Source organism: Ruegeria sp. AB9, from assembly GCF_056542585.1.
In genome coordinates this window covers 291,477-307,328 of the sequence record NZ_JBQGAA010000001.1, presented here as the reverse complement: position 1 = coordinate 307,328, position 15,852 = coordinate 291,477, and the positions used below count along the sequence as shown (strand labels likewise).

The window sequence follows — 15,852 nt, the reverse complement described above, 5'->3', positions numbered from 1 at the left end:
AGGTTTTGAATAGCTTTGGGCAACTGGCAACCTAAAGGAGGACTCTGCAATGCGCGAAGCAATCTCAATCTCGCTTTTGCTCCTTTTGCTCGGTTGTGCCTCACCATCACCTGAAAACGAAGTCGCTGGAGCATTCATTCCGTTTGCCGACCGACCAACGGAACAGGTCACGTTGCAACACGATATTCAGATAGTGAAGGGATCCGTTTTTCACTTCGAGCAAGACGGTTCTAGAGTTATTCATCATTTCGCTCCAGTCGCCACTACTTTAGACAGAAATACCTATGTTGTTTCAGTATCTTCTGTTCTGGACATCGCTGACTTCATGAGCGGCGACTTCGATGCGGAAAGCGATGTTCGCACCGTGATAGCCGCAGCGCAAGCCTATTGCGAACAAACGGGCTATATACGCCAAGGTAGTGACGCCATCATTTGGGTCGGTGAAAAATCATCATCTCTTGTTGAATTCTGTATTCCGAAAGGCATTGAGTTACCCCCCTTCTACAAAGCAGGTGATCGGGTACCAAGAGGGCAATAAGTAAAAGGCCGTTGCTTTTTGGGCCAAAATCCAGCCATTCGGTGCGATGCTCCCGATTAGCTCCGGGCTCTAAGAAGACATTAGCCAGTGCGAGCTACCGCCTAAACAAAACCCCCTGCGCCTGCTTGTCCCGGTGATCGCCGCGTAACTCCGCATGCAGTGCGCGCCCAGCCTGAACGCCCGGACGCGCGCTGACCGTTTCCAGCCAGCGGGCAAAGTGGGGTTTGTCCTCCAGCACCTGCTGCTGTCCTTCCCACAGGCTGGCCCAGCCCCAGATCGACATGTCGGCGATGGAGTAGAAATCGCCCGCGACGTATTCGTTCTCGGCCAGCCTGCGATCCAGCACGCCGTATAGACGCCCGACCTCGGCCCGGTAGCGGTCTTTCGGATAGGGCAGGTCCTGTGGCGGGTCCAGTTGCGGGGCGTATTTCAGGAAGTGGTGCGCTTGCCCCGCCATTGGGCCAATGCCGCCCATTTGCCACATCAGCCATTCTTCGACCGCGATGCGGTCCCTTTCAGATTTGCCATAGAACCGCCCGGTCTTGCGGGCCAGATACATCAGGATTGCGCCGCTTTCAAAAACCGAGATCGGCGCGCCGTCTGGACCATCGGGATCGACAATGGCGGGCATCCGGTTGTTTGGGGCGATCTTCAGAAACTCGGGGTCGAACTGGTCACCCTTGCCGATATTGATCAGATGGGTGGTGTAGGGCAGTTCCATCTCTTCCAGAGCAACGGATACTTTCCAGCCGTTCGGTGTGGGCCAGAAATACAGATCAATCGGGTCAGCCATGTGTTCTCCTGATTTTGAGGTGATCATGCGGGTTTCTGCCGGTTCGGCAAGTACCGCTTACGAAAGCGTGACTGACGCGCAGGCCGGGCTTGACCGCAAACCGCCCAAGGCGTATTGCCAACCCAGAGCTACGTGGCGATTTGTTACCGGATTGCGGGCCACGCTAAACAACACCGCTAAAAGGTCAGGATGAAAGACCCCTTTCGCTTGGCCGCGTCTGGGGTTTTTTGTTTGCCTCCGCCGGAGGCTGAAAGGAATGAGATGAGCGAGAACTGGAACAAACGCACACAAGCCGTCCACGGCGGCATCCGCCGCAGTCAGTACAACGAGGTGAGCGAGGCGATTTTCCTGACGCAGGGCTTTGTTTACGAAAACGCTGAACAGGCCGAAGCCCGGTTTCTGGAATGCGGCCCTGATGAGTTCATTTATGCCCGTTACGGCAACCCGACTGTGTCCATGTTCGAACAGCGCATCGCGGCACTTGAAGGTGGCGAAGATGCGTTTGCTACAGCTTCGGGCATGGCAGCGGTCAACGGTGCGCTGACCTCGATGCTGAAGGCCGGGGACCATGTTGTTTCCGCAAAGGCGCTTTTCGGGTCGTGCCTGTACATCCTCGAAAACATCCTGACCCGTTATGGTGTTGAGGTGACCTTTGTCGATGGCACCGATTTGGAGCAATGGCAGGCCGCGATCCGCCCGGACACCAAGGCGGTCTTCTTCGAATCCATGTCGAACCCGACACTTGAAGTGATCGACATCGCATCCGTGTCAGATCTGGCCCATGCCGTTGGCGCACTTGTCGTGGTCGACAACGTGTTCTCGACGCCGGTCTTTTCTCGCGCGATTGAACAAGGCGCAGATGTCGTTGTCTATTCGGCGACCAAGCATATCGACGGGCAGGGCCGTGCGCTGGGCGGTGTCATCATCAGCACCAAGGAGTTCATCCGCGGAACAGTTGAGCCTTATCTGAAGCATACCGGTGGCGCGCTCAGCCCGTTTAATGCCTGGGTCATGTTGAAAGGTTTGGAAACCATGGCTCTGCGGGTCAACGCGCAGGCCGACAGTGCACAAAAGATCGCCGAAGCTTTGGAAGAGCATCCCGCATTGGAGCGTACCCTCTACCCTGGTTTGAAGACCCATGCACAGAACGCGTTGGTTCAATCTCAGCTGGGCGGCAAAGGCGGGACCGTGCTGTCTCTGGATATCAGGGGCGGCAAGGATGCGGCTTTTGCTTTCCTGAACGCGATGACCATTCCTGTGATCTCCAACAATCTGGGGGACGCCAAGTCGATCGCGACGCACCCGGCGACCACCACGCACCAACGTCTGAGCGACGCACAGAAAGATGAGTTGGGTATTACTCCGGGCCTGATCCGTTTTTCCGTCGGTCTGGAAGACGCCGGGGACTTGCTGGCAGACATCCAGCAGGCGCTGGAAACCTCGCAGAAGTAACTTTTTCACCCCGAACGTCTTCTTGGCGTTCGGGGACCTTGCGACTTGGTCATTTGTTCGCAACGTCCTTTCAGGCGACACATTGGTCTTGTCGCCGGATATTACGCCTGCAAAAGGCGTAAATTGTTGCAGAATGACGGTTTTGCACCGGTTTTTTCAATCCGGACTGCTATTGCCCGCGTATTGGGTTAGACTGGTAAAAGACCTGCAGTCGTATATATTCCGACGACCAATCGAGGAACCGCAGCCGATGAACGTTCACCCGCGCGACATTGATGATACCCCGGATCGGGAAAAAGCCGCCGAGGCCCTGAAAGTTCTGCGGCAATGGGCGGAGTCTGCGACAGCATCCGAGATCAGCCAATTGGATCCGGCTATTGCGCGCCTGGTGCCTGGCCTGACTGCGGTTAACTATCCTTCGCTCTCGCGGGAGTACCCCGAAGACTTTTCCGTTGACGCGGATTACCGCGCGTCCCTGCCTGATTTGCAAAACGGTCCGTCCAGCCTGATCCGTGGTGCCAAACAGCAGATTCAGCACGTTGGTATTTCGAATTTCCGCCTGCCGATCCGGTTCCATCGGAAAGATGGGGAAGATCTGACGCTGGAGACGTCGATCACGGGCACCGTTAGCCTTGAAGCCGAGAAAAAGGGCATAAACATGTCCCGGATCATGCGGTCCTTCTACAAACACGCTGAACGCACGTTCAGCTTCGAGGTCATGGAGGCGGCACTTGACGACTATATGACCGATCTGGACAGTTTCGACGCTCGCATTCAGATGCGTTTTTCCTACCCGGACAGGATCAAAAGCCTGCGGTCCGGGTTGGAAGGGTATCAATATTACGACATCGCACTGGAACTGGTGGAACATAATGGTGTGCGCCAGAAGATCATGCATCTGGACTACGTCTATTCTTCGACCTGTCCTTGCTCGCTGGAATTGAGTGAACATGCCCGTTCCATGCGGGGACAATTGGCGACACCGCATTCGCAACGTTCCGTCGCGCGGATTTCCGTGGTTGTGGATTGCGACGCCGACTGTCTGTGGTTTGAAGACATGATCGCGCTGTGCCGCCGTGCGGTGCCGACCGAAACGCAGGTTATGGTCAAACGTGAAGACGAACAGGCCTTTGCGGAGATGAACGCCGCCAATCCGATTTTTGTCGAAGATGCGGCACGGTTGTTCTGCGCCGAATTGTTGGCAGATCATCACGTCGGTGATTTCCGTGTTGTAGCCAGCCATCAGGAAAGCCTGCACAGCCACGACGCTGTGTCGATTCTGACCGAAGGTCCAACCTTTGCTGCGTCCAGTCTGGACCCAAAACTATTCACCACTCTGTTTCATGTAGGGTGAATACTCCCGCGTAAGCGGCTAGAATTTAATCAGAGATTTTGGCAGTAAGCGTTCTTTTGCCGCAATGCAGCAATAATGCTGCATTTGCGCAGTCCTTTGATGTATATCTATCGGGAATGCAGCAGCCGTATGTTTGCCATTGGAATGGTGTACGGCCCCGAAAGGAAGCCGAGACGTGAGACGCCTTGGACTGCAAGACCGCACCCGCCGCTCGAGAAATCGGAGCGGGCAAGGCACTTTATCCACCAAGTTCGGGCTGCATCGTATTTACAGGAGAAACATGTGATGAATCCGATTATCCAACCTTTGGAGTTTCAAGCTGCGGCAATTCGCATGGCTGGCTATGCAATGGTCAACCAGATGAAAATCATGCAGATCATGACCCGGTCGGCGCTTGAGCTGCCGATGGCTCCCGTCCATGCTTTGCATCTGGCAGCATCAACCCCGGCGCCAGTAGTGGAAAAGACGGCTGAGAAACGTGCGGCACAACCCAAACCAACTGCGCCGCGAACCAAACGTGTATCAGTTGCCGCGGTCCCAGCAGAAAAAAAACCGATGCAAAAATCCACTCCGGCCAAATCCGAAGCCAAATCGGTCGAGTTTACTGCCAAACCTCGAGCGGCTTCCGCGGTGCCTGTGAAAGCAAAACCAGCAACGGCAGCAAAAGCGAAAACAGCCACAAAACCGGTTGAACCCGCTGCGAAAGTTGCCAAACCCGTTGCGCGTAAAGCAGCCCCGGTGAAATCGGCACCAGCCCGTACTACTCCGACCAAAGCTTCTCCTGCTCCGGCCAAAGCTATTGCAAGCAAAACCGAGGTATCCGCTGTAACCGAAAAAACGACCACAGAGCGCCCCAAACCTGCACCACGCGTGCGTCGGGCTGCGGCAACCAAACCTGCGCCAACTGCGGCATCGGCAAAGCCAGCACCCGCGGTTGAACAGCCAAAACCTCAGGCGCGCAAATCTCGCACGCCGTCCAAACCACCCGCAATGCCGGGGACAGATACCAAAACCGACACGTAAACCGGGATCATCTGCTTGACACCGTCGGGCTGGCGCGCCAACGCTGCGCGTTATGATGGATCTTCGCCCGGTCGGATATGTGATTGGCTTGCTGGTCGCCATTCTTGGGGCGACCATGCTGTTCCCTATGCTCGCGGACTTTATCGAGGGACGCGGCGAATGGAATGTCTTCCTGGAAAGCGCGATCATCACGATGCTGACCGGATCCGTTCTGGCGATGAGCTGTTCGAACGGAGTGGGCGAGGGGCTGACCATTCGGCAGACCTTCCTGTTGACGACAGGGGTCTGGGTGGCGCTGCCTGTTTTCGGCGCAATTCCGTTTCTGTTCGGCGATACCGAGCTGCGCTTTGTCGATGCCTATTTTGAGGCGATGTCCGGCCTGACGACAACCGGTTCAACCGTGATATCGGGGTTGGATTCGCTGCCGAAGGGGCTTTTGTTATGGCGCGGTATCCTGCAATGGCTGGGAGGCATCGGCATCATCGTCGTCGCGATGGTGTTCCTGCCGGAGCTGCGGGTGGGTGGTATGCAAATCTTCCGTTCGGAAGGTTTTGAAACCATGGGAAAAATCCTGCCTCGCGCGCAAGAGATCGCGGGGCAGATTTCCCTGATCTACGTCTTCCTGACACTCGTCTGCGTGCTTGTTTACGCTGGTTTCGGAATGAGTTTCTTTGACGCTCTGGTGCACGCTTTTACCACTATTTCCACCGGTGGATTCTCGAACTACGATGCGTCGTTTGGGACATTTTCGGGTCCGACTGAATATGCGGCATCTGTTTTCATGGTTTTGGCAGCACTTCCTTTTGTACGCTACGTCCAACTCGCCAACGGCCACACAGCGTCCTTGTGGAAAGACAGCCAAATCAGAGCGTTTCTGGCGACCATTCTGGTTCTGGTTGTCATTATGTCAGTCTTCCTGACATCGGTTTTTCCGCATCACTGGGAACAGGCCTTTCGCGAGTCTCTGTTCAATATCACCTCAATCATTTCCGGTACCGGATATGCCAGTGTCGATTACATGGGGTGGGGTAGTTTTCCGATCATGTTGTTCTTCCTGATCGGTCTGATCGGTGGATGCGCTGGGTCGACCGCGTGCTCGATCAAGATTTTCCGGTACCAATTGCTGATCGCGTCTATCAAAACTCAGATCAAACGGATCAGGTCCCCGCATGGCGTGTTCATGCCGCTTTATGATGGGCGGCCGGTCGGGCGGGATGTTCTGACATCGGTTATGAGCTTTTTCATGTTCTTCGTTCTGTCGATGGGCGTGTTGTCCTGGGCGTTGGCACTGACGGGTCTGGATTTCATCACCTCCGTGTCCGGGGCTGCGACCGCGCTGGCCAATGTAGGCCCCGGCCTCGGTGATCAGATTGGACCGGCTGGTAATTTTGCGGGTCTCAACGACACTGCCAAATGGCTGCTGACAATCGGAATGCTGGTCGGACGGCTAGAGCTGTTGGCCGTTTATGCAATCTTCACCGTTCAATTCTGGAGAGGCTGATGAAAAGACCCCTTGGCGCGCAAATCTCGCATATGCTCAAGGACCGTGGCGTGGATGTGATTTTTGGAATTCCCGGCGTCCACAATCAGGAAATGTATCGCGGCATCGAAGAGGCTGGCATCACGCATGTTCTTGCCCGGCATGAACAGGGCGCAGGGTTCATGGCCGACGGTTATGCGCGCGCGACCGGCCAGCCGGGTGTCGCCTATGTGATCACCGGTCCGGGATTGTGCAATGCCATGACGCCGATTGGACAGGCTTACAGTGACTCTGTTCCGATGCTGGTGTTGTCCTCCTGCCTGGACGAAACACAAGCCAATCGTGGTCAGTTGCACCAGATGAAAGACCAGCGTGCGGCAGCCGGGACGGTCACAGATTGGTCGGCGCAGGCCAATTCGGCTGAGGCTGCGTATGGGCTGATTGAGCGAGCTTTTGAGGAATTCGAGCTGTCGCGCCCGCGGCCCAAACACATTCAGGTGCCTATCGCGCAGTTGGAGGCCGAGGCCGAGCCCGCCTCGTTCCCAAACCAATCCGCGCTGCGCACCAAAGCGTTGCCGCCTGATGTGTCATCGGTTGTGTCCATGTTGAACCTTGCGCGCAGGCCGCTGTTCATTCTGGGCGGCGGCTGCAAGTCCAACGATTGGCGGCAGATTCTGACTCAGTTGGGGGCGGCCTGCTTTACCACCTTCGCCGGGCGCGGGCTGGTTGGGATGAACTATCCGTTGAACTTCGGGTCCATGTTGCCGCGTCCTGGCAGCGCCGAAGTCGTTGCCTCGGCAGATCTGGTGATCGCAGTTGGCGCTGAGCTGGGTGAAGTCGATTTGTGGCGGCAAGAGTTGGGACACCAAGCGACGTTGATACGTGTTGATCTCGATCCCGAGGTTCTGTCTGATCGTCACCGCGCTGCAATCAAGTTGCAGGCCGATAGTCAAAGCTTTGCCCGCGCCTTGTGGTACGCGACCGAGGACATGAAACCAGCAACGGGATGGTCGCCGGAAGAAGTGGCCGAAGCACGCGCCCGATGGCGCGCCGAGGTAGATGCCGAACGGCCCGGAATTGTGCCGATCGCAGATTCGTTGCGCGCAGCTATGCCCGCCGACACCATGATCTATTCGGACATGACCCAGCTCGCTTATGTCGCAAAAGAGGCGTGGGACATGGCCTATCCCCATCACTGGCATCATCCGACGGGTTTTGGCACCCTTGGCTACGGATTACCTGCGGGAATTGGAGGGGCGGTGGCGCGACGCGGAAAACCCACGGCAGTTATCGCCGGGGATTACGGGTTCCATTACACAATGCAGGAACTGGGCGTGGCAGTTGAGTTGGGTTTGTCTCTTCCGATTATCTTGTGGGATAATGGCAAGCTGAAAGAGATCGAAGACAGCATGGTTCGCAGCCAGATCGCACCCAATGCGGTCATGGCGCATAACCCGGATTTCTGCAAACTGGCCGAAGCCTTTGGTGCGCTTTCCACAGCCCCCTCAAATGTCGCAGAGATGCAAAACGCAGTCCGCGCCGCGTTCGATGCGCCCGTGCCGACCTTGATCCACGTGACACCGGACGTTCTGTAACGAAAAAGCGCCGTACTTTCATACGGCGCTTTTTTGCAATGATATGCTGTCGGTTCAATCCCAGCAGTGAACCAGAACCGTCATGCCGGTCGCGCGCCGGTTCAGTTCGTTGGGTGAGATTTGCGTGGTTTCCTCACTCGATTGACCTGAAACTCCGGCCTCTGCCAGAATCTCAGTCAACCGATCAACAGTGGCTGCAAGACTGACCGAGGCGGGCAGGGTGCGCCCTTCGGACGGTGTGGGCAACAACATACCGACAACGTTGCCGCTGTCATTGAATACCGGGCCACCCGCGTCGCCGGGTTGCGCGTTCAAAGCCAGACGTTTGACGCCGGGTTCACCATTCAGGCCACGGATATCCGCGACTTGCCCGTAGGTCAGCGAGGGTCCGCCCAATGCGCCCTGATAGGAGAAACCGGATACAGCCACTTCCGACTGAATGCGGGGCTGAGCGGCGCTGAATGCGGCAACGCTCATGGGCGCGAGGGTTTGCGCGGGCCGCAGGACCGAGACGCCAAGATCCTGATCCGTCAAGGCCAGTTGAACTTCCTGATCACCATCCAGAGTGATCCGGGTGCAGCTGTCGGCCGCCTCGGAAACGGTCAGAACTGTACCATTCTCGTCCGCGAAGAAACCTGAACGTGACAGCCTTGGTTTGCGGACCTGAAGGCCTGACACCAGATCGATGCGCTGTTCCGCATCTGCGCCGGCAGCGGAATCCAAAACCGCGTCTGTGGTGCTGAAGCTGGAGGTCATCGCAGCCAGCACCCGCAGACGGCGTGCCTCATCCCCTTCGGGCCAGACCAGAGTGAACCCCTTGATCTTGCCGTCCGTCAATCGCGCCTGAGTGAAGGACACAACGCCATTGCCGCGCCCTTCAAGGGTAAACCTGTCACGGCCCAGATCACGAGGGCCGTTCAACGGAACGATTTCAAGCGACTGCATCACCTCATAGAGAGCGCGCAATGTATTCTTGTCGCCGTCCTGGCTGATCAGAAGAGCCTTGGCGTTCAGGTCAGAGTTGCTGGCGAAATGTGCGAAAGGCGCCTCGTAACGGTCAAGGCGCACAGCGCTCAAAGGCATGTCGAGCGCGATCCCGGCCTTGTCGTCCGAATACCGTTCCATCCCGACTGAAATCAGCGGCGCATTGTATTCATCCATCAGGGCCTTGCGCTGCAACGTGGTCAGAACGCCCGTGGCCTCATACCCGTTGAACCGCTGCCATTCGCCCATCGAGCGGCGGGTTCCTTGCCCGAAAGCGCCATCAATGGTCGAGTTGTAAAACCCTGCCGCGCCCAGAGCCGTTTGCAGATCCTTGCGCTCCTGCGCGGTCAGCAGACGTTCGGACTGAAGCGCTTGTGCGCGGGTTTCATCCGAATCCTGGGGCGTGACAACTGCCGGAGCCTCTTCCTGCTGCGCCGCCGGTTCAATTGGCGCCGCAACGGTGCCACGGTTCAGTACGTTTGCTCCGATGGGCCAGAATTGTTGTCCCATCGCGTTGGAAAAAGCGATGTAGCTGTCGCGCGGAATCTGACCCTCCGCCCGATAGACGCGCAGCACCTGTTCGGCGTCGGTGCGTGTATAAGGGCCGATTACGATGGCGTACCAGCCGCTGTTTAGACGGAACCCGTTCACGTCAGGCAACGCTCCGGCATAGGCCTGTGCCCGTTCCTGCGCTTCGCGCAGCGAGGGCTGAGCCTCGACCTGAACCCAGACGCCGGGGTCTTGTTGGGCGGTTGCGGCACGCAGGCCGACCAGAAGAAACAATAGGATTGCTGAAAATACGCGTGTCATAGTCTGCCCGTGTTATGCAGTGTTCGTGCTTTGGTGCAGAATACTCGAATTCATTTGCCAAACGCCATGCCATGAATACGGGGAATTTACGGTGTGGCCCTGCAGTTACAGCCGTTGGTCAAAGCCCCGTTGACGCCCCTTGGCCCCTTGCATAGGAAGGGCAAAACCGACCGGAACCGGGCGTAAAGGCGCCCAGAGGGAATGTCATGACCGAACCGACCAGCGCACCGCGTTCTTTTCAGGAGATCATCCTGCGGCTTCAGACCTATTGGGCGTCAAAAGGCTGCGCGATTCTGCAGCCATATGACATGGAGGTCGGGGCAGGGACGTTCCATCCCGCGACGACATTGCGCGCACTGGGTTCCAAGGCCTGGGCCGCGGCCTATGTACAGCCCTCGCGCCGCCCAACGGACGGTCGCTATGGCGAGAACCCGAACCGCTTGCAGCATTACTACCAATACCAGGTGCTGATCAAACCCAGCCCGCCGGACCTGCAAGAGCTGTATCTTGGCAGCCTGGAGGCGATCGGCATTGACATGGACCTGCACGACATCCGTTTTGTCGAAGATGACTGGGAAAGCCCGACGCTGGGGGCATGGGGTCTGGGCTGGGAAGTCTGGTGTGACGGAATGGAAGTCAGCCAGTTTACCTATTTCCAGCAGGTCGGCGGCCATGACTGCGTGCCGGTATCGGGTGAACTGACCTATGGTCTGGAGCGTCTGGCGATGTACGTTCTGGGTATCGATCATGTCATGGATATGCCGTTCAACGATCCGCAATCGCCCAGCCTGTTGAAATACGGCGATATCTTCAAACAGACCGAAGAAGAATACGCCCGCTGGAACTTCGATGTGGCAAACACCGAGGTTCTGCTGCGCCACTTCGAAGAGGCCGAGGCTGAGTGTGCCACCATTCTGGCGCAGGCGCACGACGATCCCAAAACCGGCAAACGTATCATCATGGCGCACCCGGCATATGACCAGTGCATCAAGGCCAGCCATATCTTCAACTTGCTGGACGCGCGCGGCGTAATTTCAGTCACCGAACGGCAGGCCTATATCGGGCGGGTGCGTGCTCTGGCCAAGCAATGTGCGGATGCGTTTGTGCAGACCGAGGCCGCCGGACATTCAGCCTGATGAGGCAATCAGGCCAGCCCCGGCAACAGTGCTTTCAGGCCGTCTGCGATCATGCTCACAGCGATGGCCGCAAGGATCATGCCCATGAAGCGGCCCATGATCACGCGCGCATTGTCGGACAGTCGTTCCGCCAGCCAGGCGGCGTTCCAGAACGTGATCAGAAGCAGCCCGACCACGGCAAGGAATACCCCTGCATAAACAAAGGTTTCGACTGGCGTCTTGATCTGGTGTGCATACAGGATCAGCGTTGTGATCGTTCCCGGACCTACCAAAATGGGAAAGGCCAGCGGGTAAAAGGCTACGGTGTCGGGTTCGGGGTAAGCTTCCTTTTCCCCCTTGGTTCCGTGGTGAGAGGTGCTTTCGCGCCCGTTCAGCATGTTGAGGCCGATCATCATGACCACCAGCCCCCCAGCGACACGCAGGTGATTTACGCTAATGCCAAAAAGGCCAAGCGCCTGACTTCCGACCAAGGCAAAGGCTGCCCCAAGGATCAGGCAGTAGGTCACCGTCTTTACCGCAATCTTGCGCTGTTCGGCGGCGGGCAAGTCCTGCGTGACGCTCAGAAACACCGGGAGGTTGGTAACCGGGTTCATGATCGCAAACAATGCGCCGAAAAACCCGACGGCAAGAGTGGATTCCATGGTTTTGACCTCGTTTCTGCCTGTACCCGAGTGAAACCTGTCCTATTTTACAAGAACTTGAAAGAGGCGGCCTGAAAGATGACGGGAAAATTGCTGGCAATCCTTCTGCTGCTGTCGGCTGTACTGGCAGGTGTGGGCATGTATTACTTGCAGGTCTACGGCTTTTACTATGAGGTTGAGCCGCAACCGGGCAAGGATGTTGCCCTTGTGACAGAAGGGACGGAAGTGCCGACACCCATCGCCTATTCGGATTTCCGGGCGATTGACGCAGACAGCTCCCCGATCCGGTATCGCGCCTGTTTTGAAACCGAACTGACACCGGATCAGATGGCCGGTTTTGTTCCGGTCGACAACCCCGAGCCTTTGACCGCACCGGGTTGGTTCGACTGCTACGATGCCGTGTCGCTTGCTGATGCGTTGAAATCCGGACAGGCTCGGGCGTTCTTGGGCGCAAAGAACATCCATTTCGGGGTGGACCGGATTGTGGCGGTTACAATGGACGGAAAGGGATACGTTTGGCATGCGTTGAACAATTGCGGTGAAAAAGCCTATGACGGCACTGTTGTTGGCGAGGAATGCCCGCCGCGGCCGGAAAACTAAAAGGAGTGTGCCGTGGGCCATGTCGTTGAAATCCCCGATTTCCTGACGGCCACGCTGGGCTTTGCGGTCTATCTGATCGGAGCCGAGATCAACGCCCGTGTCGTTACACTGCGAAATTTTAATATCCCCGAGCCCGTGACCGGCGGGTTGCTGGCCTCACTGTTTGTTTTGCTGCTGTTTCTGGTGTTCAACGTTGAGCTGTCCTTTGGGCTGTCAGCCCGAGATTTTCTGCTGGTCTTGTTCTTTGCCGGTATAGGTTTGAACGCGCGACTTTCCGATCTCGTAGCAGGGGGTAAGCCGTTATTTTTGCTGCTTGTTCTGACACTGACAACGATTGTCTTTCAAAACGTGATCGGCGCCGCCGGGGCAGCGATGTTTGGCTATCCGGCACAAGCGGGTGTGCTGTTCGGATCAGCCTCGCTTATTGGCGGGCACGGTACTGCGATTGCCTGGGCGCCGGATGTTGCGGAAGCAACCGGCCTGAGTGGCGCGACTGAGCTGGGTGTGGCTGTTGCCACCTTGGGGCTTGTGCTGGCCGCGTTGGTTGGCGGACCAATTGCGCGCCTGCTTGTTGAGGGGCGCGGTCTGACCCCCAATCGCCCGGAAGAAGAACACAGCGTCGGATTGCCGGATGAAGATGATGGGCAGACGACCCGCATCGATCATCTGACCATCATGCGCGTTTTGCTGTATCTGAATCTGGCCATCATCTTAGGGTACATTCTGAGTGAGGCGATATCGGCGGCTGGGTTAAAACTGCCACTGTTCGTGCCGTGCCTGATTATGGGCATAGTGATCGCAAATCTGCGTGATGCGGTTTTCCCCGGTGCTCCGAAAGTGTCGCGTACGCCGTCGCTGGCCCTGATATCCGAATTTGCACTGGGCGCGTTTCTGGCGATGTCCCTCATGAGCCTGCAACTTTGGACCATAGCTGAGCTGGGCCTGGCCATCGTCGTGATCATGACGGCACAGACACTTTTTGCGGTGGCATTCGTCTTGTGGGTGTTGTTTCCGGTTATGGGGTCGAATTACCGCGCTGCTGTACTTGCGGCTGGTTTTGGCGGCTTTGCATTGGGCGCAACGCCCACGGCAATTGCAAATATGACCGCCGTGACCAAGCGATATGGCCCATCCCCTATTGCCTTTATTGTACTGCCCCTTGTATCCGCCTTCTTTGTGGATATCGCCAATGCCATCGTCATTCAGACGATCGTCAATTTCTAAGGACCGACAATGCCCGACCTGCTGATCGAACTGTTTTCCGAAGAGATCCCTGCACGGATGCAAGCCCGTGCCGGTGAGGATCTGAAAAAGCGGATTACCGATGGTCTGGTCGAGGCCGGTTTGACCTATGCAAGCGCCGCTGCCCTGACCACTCCCCGCCGTCTGACGCTGGCGATCGAGGGGCTGCTGGCTGAAAGTCCCACAATCCGGGAAGAACGCAAGGGCCCAAAGGTCGGTGCGCCAGACAAGGCGATTGAAGGATTCCTGCGGGGCGCAGGTCTGACCCGCGATCAATTGGAAGAGCGTGAGACACCCAAGGGTGCGGTCTATTTCGCCACCATTGAAAAGGCGGGTCGTCCGGCCGCCGGGATTATTGCTGAAGTTCTGGAAGCCACCATCCGCAATTTTCCCTGGCCCAAGTCCATGCGCTGGGGCAGTGGCAGCCTGCGTTGGGTGCGCCCGCTGCATTCAATCCTCTGCATCCTGACAGATGAAACCGGGGCACAAGTCGTACCGATGGAGGTCGAAGGCATCAAGACTGGCGACACCACAGCCGGTCATCGTTTCATGGCCCCCAACCGAATTTCGGTTACATCTTTTGGGGATTACGCCGCAAAGCTGAAACGCGCTTTCGTGGTTTTGTCGCCCCAAGAACGTGCCGAGCATATCTGGAACGACGCCCAGAACATGGCCTTTGCAGCCGGTTTGGAAGTAGTCGAAGACAAAGGTCTGCTGATTGAAGTTGCCGGTCTGGTCGAATGGCCCGTGGTGCTGATGGGGAAGATCGACGAAGAATTCCTCGACCTGCCGCCTGAGGTTCTCCAGACCTCGATGAAAGAGCATCAGAAGTTTTTCTCGGTCCGCAATCCCAAGAGCGGTCGGATCGAACGCTTCATCACCGTCGCCAACCGTGAAACCGCCGATAACGGCGCGACTATTCTGGCAGGCAACCAAAAGGTTCTGTCAGCACGTCTGGCAGACGCGAAATTCTTCTGGGAGAACGACCTGCGCATCGTCAAATCCGATGGGTTTGAACCCTGGGTCAATAAGTTGGATGTTGTCACCTTCCACGCGCAACTGGGGTCACAAGGGGAACGGGTGAACCGCATTGCCTCGCTGGCGCATGAATTGGCTCCTGCAGTTTCAGCCGATCCCGCATTGGCTATGCTGGCCGCGCAGGGCTGTAAAGCAGATCTGTCATCCGAGATGGTGTATGAATTCCCTGAACTTCAAGGGCTTATGGGGCGTTATTATGCCAACGCGGCTGGTCTTCCCGCTGAAGTCGGCCAAGCCAGTGAACAGCACTATTCACCGCTCGGCCCGTCCGATGACGTGCCAACTGCACCGGTTTCGGTGGCCGTCGCACTGGCTGACAAGCTGGACACGCTCACCGGTTTCTGGGCGATCGACGAAAAACCAACCGGGTCGAAGGATCCATATGCCCTGCGCCGTGCGGCGCTGGGTGTGATCCGGTTGATCCTGACCAACGATCTTCGACTGCCTCTGAACCAGACCTTTGCAACTGCGCTGGGTTCGCTGTTGAAACTGCCGGAATGGCAGGCCGCCGTTCTTGAGGCCAAGGCACAGCAAGCGCAGGCTACAGGTGAGGCCGCGGAAGCTGCCGCAAAACGTGTGCATGATCTGGCACATCAGGTTGAGGCCGCGAATGCGATTATTTCGTCTGCTCCGGCCGACCTGTTGGCGTTCTTCCACGACCGTCTAAAGGTGTTCCTGCGCGACGAGGGTATCCGCCACGACATCATCGACGCCTGTATCGCGATGGAGGGGAATGACGATCTCAACCTGCTGGTCAAACGCGCTCGTTCTCTGAACGCGGTGATTGCGACTGAGAACGGCGAGAACCTTGTGCAGGGATTCAAACGCGCCAACAACATTCTTATGCAGGCTGAAGAAAAAGACGGGGTGGAATACTCCTATGGGGCGGATGTGAAGTTCGCGGAGACGGACAGCGAAAAAGCCTTGTTCTCGGCACTGGATGATGCGCAGGCCCAGATCAATCCAGCGCTGAAATCGGAAGACTTCCCGACGGCCATGGCCGCCATGGCCGCGCTGCGCGGTCCGGTGGATGCGTTTTTCGAGGACGTGCAGGTCAACACCGACAACGACATTGTTCGCCGCAACCGCCTGAACCTGCTTAGCCAGATTCGGCAGGTTTGTTCCAGTGTGGCCGATCTGACCCGGATCGAAGGTTAATACGCCGG

Annotated in this window: 13 protein-coding genes and 1 riboswitch; of the genes, 10 read left to right on the top strand and 3 right to left on the bottom strand. The window is 57.1% G+C overall.

Going from position 1 to position 15,852, the window contains the following annotated elements:
- Positions 1-49 precede the first annotated feature (49 nt).
- Positions 50-538 carry a hypothetical protein gene (locus ACR0K5_RS01585; RefSeq protein WP_480627988.1) on the top strand — a complete coding sequence of 163 codons (489 nt, stop codon included), beginning with the start codon at positions 50-52 and terminating at the stop codon, positions 536-538.
- 94 nt (positions 539-632) lie between these two features.
- Here the strand turns inward: ACR0K5_RS01585 and ACR0K5_RS01580 are convergent, their stop codons facing one another.
- A complete protein-coding gene (locus ACR0K5_RS01580) occupies positions 633-1,331 on the bottom strand; it encodes a glutathione S-transferase N-terminal domain-containing protein (protein ID WP_480627987.1) in 699 nt (232 codons plus the stop codon).
- 122 nt (positions 1,332-1,453) lie between these two features.
- Positions 1,454-1,531: riboswitch (SAM riboswitch) on the top strand.
- A gap of 61 nt (positions 1,532-1,592) precedes the next feature.
- Here ACR0K5_RS01580 and metZ point away from each other — a divergent pair.
- From metZ to ACR0K5_RS01555, 5 genes are all read left to right on the top strand, one after another.
- Positions 1,593-2,783: an O-succinylhomoserine sulfhydrylase gene (gene metZ, locus ACR0K5_RS01575; RefSeq protein WP_480627986.1), complete on the top strand. Its 1,191-nt coding sequence runs from the start codon at positions 1,593-1,595 to the stop codon at positions 2,781-2,783.
- A gap of 250 nt (positions 2,784-3,033) precedes the next feature.
- The gene (gene folE2 / locus ACR0K5_RS01570; RefSeq protein ID WP_480627985.1) at positions 3,034-4,137 is read left to right on the top strand and encodes a GTP cyclohydrolase FolE2; all 1,104 of its coding nucleotides are present in this window, start codon (positions 3,034-3,036) and stop codon (positions 4,135-4,137) included.
- Between the two features lie 285 nt (positions 4,138-4,422).
- Positions 4,423-5,160 carry a hypothetical protein gene (locus ACR0K5_RS01565; protein WP_480627984.1) on the top strand — a complete coding sequence of 246 codons (738 nt, stop codon included), beginning with the start codon at positions 4,423-4,425 and terminating at the stop codon, positions 5,158-5,160.
- A gap of 52 nt (positions 5,161-5,212) precedes the next feature.
- Positions 5,213-6,661: a TrkH family potassium uptake protein gene (locus tag ACR0K5_RS01560; RefSeq protein ID WP_480627983.1), complete on the top strand. Its 1,449-nt coding sequence runs from the start codon at positions 5,213-5,215 to the stop codon at positions 6,659-6,661.
- Positions 6,661-8,235, top strand: a complete 1,575-nt coding sequence (locus tag ACR0K5_RS01555; protein ID WP_480627982.1) for a 5-guanidino-2-oxopentanoate decarboxylase — start codon at positions 6,661-6,663, stop codon at positions 8,233-8,235. Before ACR0K5_RS01560 ends, ACR0K5_RS01555 begins: the two co-directional genes overlap by 1 nt.
- A gap of 54 nt (positions 8,236-8,289) precedes the next feature.
- Here the strand turns inward: ACR0K5_RS01555 and ACR0K5_RS01550 are convergent, their stop codons facing one another.
- Positions 8,290-10,029: a serine protease gene (locus ACR0K5_RS01550; RefSeq protein WP_480627981.1), complete on the bottom strand. Its 1,740-nt coding sequence runs from the start codon at positions 10,027-10,029 to the stop codon at positions 8,290-8,292.
- Between the two features lie 206 nt (positions 10,030-10,235).
- Here ACR0K5_RS01550 and ACR0K5_RS01545 point away from each other — a divergent pair, with 206 nt between their 5' ends.
- Entirely contained in the window at positions 10,236-11,165 is a 930-nt protein-coding gene (locus ACR0K5_RS01545; protein ID WP_480627980.1) for a glycine--tRNA ligase subunit alpha, read from the top strand.
- A gap of 8 nt (positions 11,166-11,173) precedes the next feature.
- On the opposite strand, the gene ACR0K5_RS01540 is transcribed toward ACR0K5_RS01545, so the two are convergent.
- Entirely contained in the window at positions 11,174-11,806 is a 633-nt protein-coding gene (locus ACR0K5_RS01540; RefSeq protein WP_480627979.1) for a MarC family protein, read from the bottom strand.
- Between the two features lie 78 nt (positions 11,807-11,884).
- Here ACR0K5_RS01540 and ACR0K5_RS01535 point away from each other — a divergent pair, with 78 nt between their 5' ends.
- The 3 genes from ACR0K5_RS01535 to glyS are packed head-to-tail and all read left to right on the top strand — an operon-like array spanning position 11,885 to position 15,844.
- On the top strand, positions 11,885-12,406 hold the full coding sequence (locus ACR0K5_RS01535; RefSeq protein ID WP_480627978.1) for a DUF6446 family protein: 522 nt from the start codon (positions 11,885-11,887) through the stop codon (positions 12,404-12,406).
- Positions 12,407-12,418: 12 nt separating this feature from the next.
- On the top strand, positions 12,419-13,630 hold the full coding sequence (gltS, locus tag ACR0K5_RS01530; protein ID WP_480627977.1) for a sodium/glutamate symporter: 1,212 nt from the start codon (positions 12,419-12,421) through the stop codon (positions 13,628-13,630).
- A 9-nt stretch (positions 13,631-13,639) separates the two neighbouring features.
- Positions 13,640-15,844, top strand: coding sequence for a glycine--tRNA ligase subunit beta (glyS, locus tag ACR0K5_RS01525; RefSeq protein WP_480627976.1), 2,205 nt, complete (start codon positions 13,640-13,642; stop codon positions 15,842-15,844).
- Positions 15,845-15,852 lie beyond the last annotated feature (8 nt).

Coding starts and splice junctions, on each gene's coding strand:
- ACR0K5_RS01585 (WP_480627988.1), top strand. CDS start 50: ATGCGCGAAGCAATCTCAATCTCGCTTTTGCTCCTTTTGCTCGGTTGT.
- ACR0K5_RS01555 (WP_480627982.1), top strand. CDS start 6,661: ATGAAAAGACCCCTTGGCGCGCAAATCTCGCATATGCTCAAGGACCGT.
- ACR0K5_RS01535 (WP_480627978.1), top strand. CDS start 11,885: ATGACGGGAAAATTGCTGGCAATCCTTCTGCTGCTGTCGGCTGTACTG.
- ACR0K5_RS01580 (WP_480627987.1), bottom strand. CDS start 1,331: ATGGCTGACCCGATTGATCTGTATTTCTGGCCCACACCGAACGGCTGG.
- metZ (WP_480627986.1), top strand. CDS start 1,593: ATGAGCGAGAACTGGAACAAACGCACACAAGCCGTCCACGGCGGCATC.
- ACR0K5_RS01565 (WP_480627984.1), top strand. CDS start 4,423: ATGAATCCGATTATCCAACCTTTGGAGTTTCAAGCTGCGGCAATTCGC.
- ACR0K5_RS01545 (WP_480627980.1), top strand. CDS start 10,236: ATGACCGAACCGACCAGCGCACCGCGTTCTTTTCAGGAGATCATCCTG.
- glyS (WP_480627976.1), top strand. CDS start 13,640: ATGCCCGACCTGCTGATCGAACTGTTTTCCGAAGAGATCCCTGCACGG.
- ACR0K5_RS01560 (WP_480627983.1), top strand. CDS start 5,213: ATGATGGATCTTCGCCCGGTCGGATATGTGATTGGCTTGCTGGTCGCC.
- ACR0K5_RS01550 (WP_480627981.1), bottom strand. CDS start 10,029: ATGACACGCGTATTTTCAGCAATCCTATTGTTTCTTCTGGTCGGCCTG.
- ACR0K5_RS01540 (WP_480627979.1), bottom strand. CDS start 11,806: ATGGAATCCACTCTTGCCGTCGGGTTTTTCGGCGCATTGTTTGCGATC.
- folE2 (WP_480627985.1), top strand. CDS start 3,034: ATGAACGTTCACCCGCGCGACATTGATGATACCCCGGATCGGGAAAAA.